At 39.1% G+C, this 7907-nt stretch carries 5 protein-coding genes and 1 riboswitch; of the genes, 4 read left to right on the top strand and 1 reads right to left on the bottom strand.

Going from position 1 to position 7907, the window contains the following annotated elements:
- Positions 1 to 320: 320 nt before the first annotated feature.
- A complete protein-coding gene (locus J7E66_RS23925) occupies positions 321 to 860 on the bottom strand; it encodes a methylated-DNA--[protein]-cysteine S-methyltransferase (RefSeq protein ID WP_215004443.1) in 540 nt (179 codons plus the stop codon).
- 377 nt (positions 861 to 1237) lie between these two features.
- Between J7E66_RS23925 and J7E66_RS23920 the strand changes: the two genes are divergently transcribed.
- The 4 genes from J7E66_RS23920 to J7E66_RS23905 all read left to right on the top strand — a co-directional run bounded on the left by J7E66_RS23920 (position 1238) and on the right by J7E66_RS23905 (position 7886).
- A complete protein-coding gene (locus tag J7E66_RS23920; RefSeq protein ID WP_215004441.1) occupies positions 1238 to 2062 on the top strand; it encodes a formate/nitrite transporter family protein in 825 nt (274 codons plus the stop codon).
- 191 nt (positions 2063 to 2253) lie between these two features.
- Complete coding sequence (locus J7E66_RS23915; RefSeq protein WP_215004439.1) at positions 2254 to 3252, top strand: VanW family protein; 999 nt, start codon at positions 2254 to 2256, stop codon at positions 3250 to 3252.
- A gap of 103 nt (positions 3253 to 3355) precedes the next feature.
- Positions 3356 to 5113, top strand: coding sequence for a bifunctional metallophosphatase/5'-nucleotidase (locus J7E66_RS23910; protein WP_251033110.1), 1758 nt, complete (start codon positions 3356 to 3358; stop codon positions 5111 to 5113).
- 149 nt (positions 5114 to 5262) lie between these two features.
- A riboswitch (cobalamin riboswitch) is annotated at positions 5263 to 5464 on the top strand.
- Positions 5465 to 5609: 145 nt separating this feature from the next.
- Entirely contained in the window at positions 5610 to 7886 is a 2277-nt protein-coding gene (locus tag J7E66_RS23905; RefSeq protein WP_374103883.1) for a ribonucleoside-diphosphate reductase subunit alpha, read from the top strand.
- The last annotated feature ends 21 nt before the right edge of the window (positions 7887 to 7907 follow it).

Below are 7907 nucleotides of genomic sequence, written 5' to 3'. Positions count from 1 at the left end.
AATAAGAATAGCCAAGGGGAACAAGCAACTTTATCTTCTATTTCGGAAGAAAGTTGCTTTTTTTGTCTTTTGTTCAACCATAAAAAATAAAAACGTAAGTTTTTCAGTGCCCTCCGCTTCAGCGCCGAGGAGGTTCCCCGGCACGCCCGCGGAAAGCGAAGTGCCTGGAGCGCAAATCAACAGACATGTTGCAAAGCCAATATATTAATAATATTATAATAAATTAACGCGGTGAATAGTTAAAGTATTGTAGAAAATAAGAGGCTGTCGAAAGTTTCTCGACAGACTGAAGGCAGAGACTTTCTCCCTGCCTTTTTGGTTTATTTAGCATGTGTGATTACACCTTTCAAAGTGGAGGGTTCTTTTTCCAAATCTAACAGTTTTTCCTTCATATCTAAACCTCCGCGAAAACCAGTTAACTTCCCGTTCTTACCAACCACACGATGACAAGGAACGGTAATTAATATCGGGTTTGCCCCAATTGCAGCGGCAACGGCACGTACTGATTTAGGTTTCTGCAGGAGTTCCGCGATTTCTGAGTAAGTATGTGTGCATCCATAGGGAATTTCATTTAATACGTTCCAAACAGATTGTTGAAAGGGAGTCCCGTGAAAATCGATTGGAAAGGTAAAAGACGTGAGCTTTTCTTGAAAATATTCGGTGAATTCGTCTACAAAAGGTTGTAATTTTCTATCATCACGCTCCAAAAGGTGATTCGGGAGTTTTTTTTGAACCCAAGTCACCAGTTCTTCGAAGTCCTTATGATTGGACCCAACATAACAAAGTCCATCTACCGTTGCTGCGAGATACATTTTCCATGGACCATATATAAACAAACTCCAATAAATTTTCTTTTCCATTTTATAACCTCCATTCTTTATTCCTTTCGATCATTTGGCGATACTCTGATGGAGTATGGCTGGATTTTTTAAAAAATGTAGCAAAATGGGTCGGGTTTGGGATACCGACTAACATACTGATCTGTTAGACCATTCGTCTCCGTTCGTAACTTCTGTAGTGTTTCTATACTCTTTACCATATCACCTTGGAATCAGTATACCTCTATTAAGTAAGGGAAGTAAGATATTTTGAATATAAAAGCAAGATTCCAAAGGTAAATGTAAGCGCTATAAAATAGTTAAAGAAATATTCACAGGATTTTAGAAGAATTTGTTATAAAATAGAAGTATGTTAAATGTTTCACATACTAAATGGTTTTATTAAAGGAGTATATTATATGGGATATAGTAAACCCGAAACAATCATGGAAATTACAGTTGAAAATGGAGTGAAAAAATCAAAATACCCTCCTTTACAGACCCTGATATTAGGTTTTGAAGCAGGTGCCTTCATTGCTTTAGGTTATTTACTTTTCATCCGTGTCACAGCAACTTTAACAGGAAATTTAGAGGGGTTAAGCAGTTTGATTGGTGCGTCTGTCTTCCCAATCGGCCTTATCCTCACCTTGCTTGCAGGTGGTGAGCTATTAACAGGAAATATGATGGCTGTGCCTCTAGCTCGAATGGCGAACAAGATTAGCACTAGACAGGTTTTCTATAACTGGTTTCTTGTTACGGTTAGTAACTTTATCGGGGCCATTTTTGTAGCATACTTTTTTGGACATCTGGTTGGACTTACAGAATCAGGCCCCTTCTTGGAAAGAACGATTAGTATTGCTGACCATAAATTAGGAGCAACCTTTCTCCAAGCATTCGTTTCGGGGATTGGCTGTAATTGGCTGGTGGCAGCGGCAGTGTGGCTTTGTTATGGAGCAAACGATATGGTCGGAAAAATTGCGGGTATTTGGTTTCCAACGATGGCATTTGTCGCAATCGGATTCCAACACGTTGTAGCGAATATGTTTGTGATTCCTGCAGCGATATTTGGCGGCCATTTTACTTGGCTAGGATATATTGAAAATTTTATCCCTGTCTTTCTAGGCAATGCGGTTGGCGGATCTGTCTTTATCGCACTCGCATATTGGCACGCCTATAAGAAAAATGAACTCACATATTCGGAACAAAAAGTGGTTCAACCAATGATGAAAAGCAGCGTAAGATAATTTACAGATCAAAAAAATCATATATCTTCACTGATCAAGCTCCTTACACCTAACCTAAGGGGCTTTTTGCATATTAATCAATACTTAAAAGTCATATTGACATGCAAACGGGAATAAAATCCAAGAATGAATCGACTTCGTTGGAGGTCAGCATTTACTGCATGAAAATATAGGATAAGAGGTTGGGGGAAATGACAAAGAGTTCGTGGCTAGTATCAATTTTATTAATCTGTAGCTTAATACTTATTGCCGGATGTACAGAAAAAACGAATACAGTAAAGAAAGTTGAAGAAAAAGTATCTGAATCAGGACAACAAAAGCCCAATAAAACACCACCAGAACCACAGAATGAAGAAAAACCAAAACCAATTACGGTAAATGTCATTGATCCGAATACAAATGCTATTTTGGAAACCTTTTTACCGGTAGAAATGGGTTTTGGAACCAATAATGAAACCTATAAAAAGGAACTTGAAAACTGGGCAAAGGATTTAGCAAGAGGGACGGAAAGTACCAAAGGATATGACCAACGAATGATTCTTGATAAGATTGGCCCCAATGGTCAAATCATTAAAGGCAAACCAAGAATTATCTTAGAGGAATCAGAGTTAGTTGAAAAGGTCATAACAGCATCGGCAACGGGTGGAGATATTGAACTACCTTTATATGTGACCGAGAGCGGTTATAGGCCTGAGGATGTTGACGAGTTAGGGGAAGTTGTCGTGGCAAGCTTTACAACGAGATTTAATAGCGGAGTTGTAGGCCGTTCAAAGAATATTCAGCTGTCGGCACAGGCCATTAATAATATCATTGTCGGAGCGGGAGATATTTTCTCATTTAATACCACTGTAGGTCCAAGTGATGCTGCCCACGGATATCAAAAGGCGAAGGAAATTGTAAATAAGCAATTAGTCGACGGTATCGGCGGAGGAATTTGCCAGACGTCATCAACCCTGTTCAATGCAGTGGATCAGGTAGGTGTTAGTTATATTGAAAAACATCACCATTCCTTGTCGGTTGGGTATGTACCTGCTGGCAGAGATGCAACCGTATCTTATGGTGGACCGGACTTTCAATTTCAGAATACCACCGGTGCCCCATTTATCATTAAATCCATCTATAAAAAGGGAACCTTAACCATCGAAGTAAGGACATCATCAACCTACCAAAGTCTGATAGTCAAACAATAATGAGTGTCAGGCACCAAACTTCTTTGGTGCCTTTTCTGCATATTCCTAACCTACAAGGAGAAAAATACCTTTGGTTCTTTTAGAAAATTGTAGGAGGAATAGTATGAAATTGTTTCAAAAAACGTTTCTTTCCTTATCGATCCTAGCACTGGTGGCGATAACGGGATATCAAAGTGCTTCAGCTCGTGCCTTAAGGGATATGGATAATCAATTTCAAACTGTTACTAAGCCTCAAGTTGTAGAGGTTAGCAGACAGAAACCAACTATAGGAAAAGATCAAGGGTTATCTGAAGAATATCATGGACATAAATCCAACCGTCCAGAAACGGTCAATCCCAAAAAGGGAAAGCCACCGGCCGCAAATAATCGTTTCATTCAGGTCCAACTATTAGGGATTAATGACTTGCATGGCCAATTAAATGTGACTCGGAAAGTAAACGGGAAACCGGCCGGTCGGGTCGATTATTTAGCAGCCTATTTAAAACAGCGTGAAGCAGAAAATAAAAATACGCTATTGGTTGAAGATGGAGACATGGTTGGGGCCAGCCCTCCAATTTCGGCCCTTTTACAGGATGAACCAACAATCGAGATCTTGAACAAACTGGGTTTTGACATCGGTACTGTTGGTAATCATGAATTTGATGAAGGCTTAACGGAACTGATGCGCCTCATAAAAGGGGGAACACATCCGAAAACAGGCAATTTTGCAGGTTCAAACTTCCCATGGATTGTTGCTAATGTGGTCAATGAGAAAACAGGAAAAACGATTCTGCCTCCTTATAAAGTGATCGAAGTAAATGGGATGCCCATTGGTTTTATCGGTGTGGTAACTACTGAGACTCCAACGCTTGTTGTCCCTAGCGGTGTGGCAGGATTAAAATTCACGGATGAAGTAGAAGCAATTAATCAGAATGTAGCGGAATTGAAAAAACAAGGGGTAAAAGCGATTGTCGTTTTAGCCCATAACCCAGGCACTTCAGGTCCAAATGGAGAAAATCCAGCAGGGCAGCTTGTCGATATCGCAAACCGGGTCGACGATGAAGTGGATATCATTTTCGGCGGCCATAATCATGCCTATATGAACACAACGATTGACAATAAACTAGTTGTTCAATCCTATTCCTATGGAACTGCCTTCTCTGATGTTGATCTTGAGATAGATCCTAAAACAAAGGATATTGTCTCAAAAAGAGCTGAGATTGTAACTACCTTTCAAGAAGGAATCGAGCCCGATCCCGAAATAAAGAAAATGATAGAAGGATATGAAGCAAAAATAGAACCGATAGTTAATCAAGTTGTTGGCTCTTCATCTGAAAGTCTGACGGCCAAGCAAAATGAAAATGGTGAGTCAGTGCTGGGTGATTTCATTGCGGATGCACAAAGGAAAGCGTTGAATACCGAATTTGCCTTTATGAATCCTGGCGGCATTCGAGCCGATATTGATCCTGGCGATATCACTTGGGGAGAAATTTACACGGTACAGCCCTTTAATAATGACCTTGTCAAAATGTCGATGACAGGACAGCAAATCCGAGAATTGCTCAACCAGCAGTGGGGAGCAACAAAAACGAACATGTTGCAGATTTCTGGCATAAGCTATACTTGGGATCCAAATAAACCAGCAGGGCAAAGGGTAGTGAGCACCAAGCTTCCAGATGGCACGGAAATGGATCCTAATAAATCCTATTCTGTGACAGCGAATATTTTTCTTTCTGGTGGCGGAGATGGATTTACTGTATTTACTCAAGCTAAAAACAAAGAAGTCGGACCCGTTGACCTTGATGCATTAGTTAACTTCAGTAAAGCCCAGCCAAAACCGTTCACTTATGGCATTCAAAATAGAATACAAAGGGTTCAGTGACATCCTTGGTGTTTTAAAAAAAGGTGTCAGGCCAGATAGGTTTCATTTTTATTTAATAATAGACTTGAATTATTTTGGTGACTATACTATTATTTAAATTAATTGATTCACTATATATTGTTTCAATAAATAATAATCAAACTATATATTGTGTTAGCCTTAAGAGACGATGCCATTGTGGCTTAATAGGGAATCTGGTGTAAATCCAGAACTGCCCCCGCAACTGTAAATGCTGACGAAATGAGCAAACCACTTTATAAGAAATGTCTAATCTATTAGGTACTTATATGGGAAGGGTTCAAAGTAGGAAGAAGCATGAGTCAGGAGACCTGTCTTTCTTAAGATGTTTCAACTTCTTCGGGGATTGAGAAGATGAACGGTGGCGACAGGAGGCATTGGATTTTTTTATTCCTTTTGTAGTGTATCGTTTCATCCGCTCAATTACCGTTGAGCGGATTTTTTTATTATAGGGGGAAATGTATTGATAACTAAGGAGATTCAAACAGAACTTAATTACGTATTAGAATCTATTAATCAAGTTTCAGAAAAATATCAGATAGATACTACGGAGCTTAAAGAGCAAATTAGTAAACTGGATGAAACAGAGGGGGAAGCTAATCACCAAGCTTTATTATATGCTGTGAATCAAATTGCAATAGACCAACCAAATTGGACATTTGTCGCTGCCCGTTTATATCTAAATGAATTATATGGAAAGTCAGCAAAAAATCGAGGCTATAATCGTTCTTTAAAATATGGAGATTTTTATAGATTAATAAAAGAATTGACTGATACGGGGATATATTCTCATAATTTACTTAGCTTATATAGTAAAGATGAAATCGAACAACTAGCAAAAGAGATAATTCCAGATAAAGATTTATTATTTAATTACATAGGGTTATTTTTACTGGCGGATCGCTATCTGGCTCAAGATCATAATAGAAATGTATATGAACTCCCGCAGGAGCGGTTCATGATTATTGCCATGACGATTATGAAGGATGAAAAGGAGTCCATCCGCTTACAACTTATAAAGGAAGCGTATTGGGCACTTAGTAATTTATATATGACGGTTGCTACCCCCACTTTAGCGAATGCAGGCAAAAGCTTTGGTCAGCTTTCCTCCTGCTTTATTGATACAGTAGATGATTCCCTTGATAGCATCTATTTAAATAATTGGGATATTGCTCGGCTAAGCAAGGATGGCGGAGGTATAGGGATTTATTATGGTAAAGTTCGTGCCCTTGGTTCCGATATTAAGAAATTCAAAGGAAACTCTTCCGGAATTGTGCCATGGATTAAATTGTTAAATAATACAGCTGTCAGTGTTGATCAGTTAGGTCAACGTCAAGGTGCCATTGCGGTTTACCTAGATTTATTTCATAAAGATATCATGAACGGTTTTCTCGATTTAAAAACCAATAATGGGGATGAACGCCGTAAGGCCCATGACATTTTTACGGGTGTCACCATACCAGACCTATTTATGAAAAAATTAGAAGAGAAAGATGAGGATGGAAGAAGTATTGGGCAGTGGCATACATTTTGTCCCCATCAAGTAAAACAATTTATGGGCTGGAAGGATGAAAAAGGGAACCTTCTCGGACTTGAAGATTTTTATGATGAAACGGATGTTAAATTCTTTACCGAGAAATATGAAGAGGCCGCAGGTAACCCGCTTCTTCCTCGTAAAACATATCGTGCCATGGATATTATGACACGAATCATGGTTGCTCAATTAGAAACAGGAACACCATACATGTTCTATCGTGATGAAGTAAACAGGCAAAATCCGAATAAGCATGTATTGGGTAAAGGCCGAACTTCTATTTACTGCAGTAATTTATGTACAGAAATTGCTCAAAATATGTCCGCAACGACCATAGTTAACGAATACCAAAATGAAGAGGGCAATCTCGTCATTGTTCGTAAACCGGGTGATTTCGTTGTATGTAATTTATCGTCTATTAATCTGGCGAAGGCAGTACCCGCAGATGTTTTAGAGCGTTTAATTAGGATCCAAGTAAGAATGCTCGATAACGTGATTGATTTAAATACAATCACTGTTGGACAGGCTCAACTTACAAATAAAAAGTACAGAGCCGTGGGTCTTGGTACATTTGGATGGCACCACCTACTAGCTCTTAAAGGGATTTACTGGGAGTCTGAAGCAGCGGTAAATTATGCAGATCATCTGTATGAGGACATTGCATTTTATACGATCCGTTCATCAATGGAACTAGCAAAGGAGAAAGGGTCTTATAGTCTATTTAAGGATTCAGAATGGCATTCAGGAAGTTATTTTGAACGGAAAAATTACCAATCGAAGAGATGGATCGCACTAAAAAGGGATGTCGTTAATCATGGCATTCGGAACGGCTGGTTAATGGCTATCGCTCCCAATTCATCCACAGCGAAAATTGGAGGTTCCACTGACGGAATCGATCCAATCTATTCTGTTGAATTTGCAGAGGAAAAGAAGAATTTTAAATTTAAAGTTACTGCACCGGATTTAAACCATATCACATATGACTATTATCGCCGATCAAGACATGAATTAGATCAAGTGTGGAGTATTAAACAGAATGCGGCACGTGGGCGCCATATTGATCAGGGCATTAGCTTTAATTTATACGTTAGGCACGATATAAAAGCAAAGGACTTGCTCAACCTGCATATGGAAGCTTGGAAGCAGGGACTAAAGACAACGTACTATGTTAGAAGCACATCTCAAACAGAAATTGACGAATGTGATGCTTGCCATAGCTAACATCTTTTAGAATAGATTGGA

The organism is Bacillus sp. ISL-7, from assembly GCF_018613065.1.
Note: the sequence above shows the minus strand (reverse complement) of the source record. Positions and strands in the feature narration are given on the sequence as shown.

Coding starts and splice junctions, on each gene's coding strand:
- J7E66_RS23925 (WP_215004443.1), bottom strand. CDS start 860: ATGGAAAAGAAAATTTATTGGAGTTTGTTTATATATGGTCCATGGAAA.
- J7E66_RS23920 (WP_215004441.1), top strand. CDS start 1,238: ATGGGATATAGTAAACCCGAAACAATCATGGAAATTACAGTTGAAAAT.
- J7E66_RS23915 (WP_215004439.1), top strand. CDS start 2,254: ATGACAAAGAGTTCGTGGCTAGTATCAATTTTATTAATCTGTAGCTTA.
- J7E66_RS23910 (WP_251033110.1), top strand. CDS start 3,356: ATGAAATTGTTTCAAAAAACGTTTCTTTCCTTATCGATCCTAGCACTG.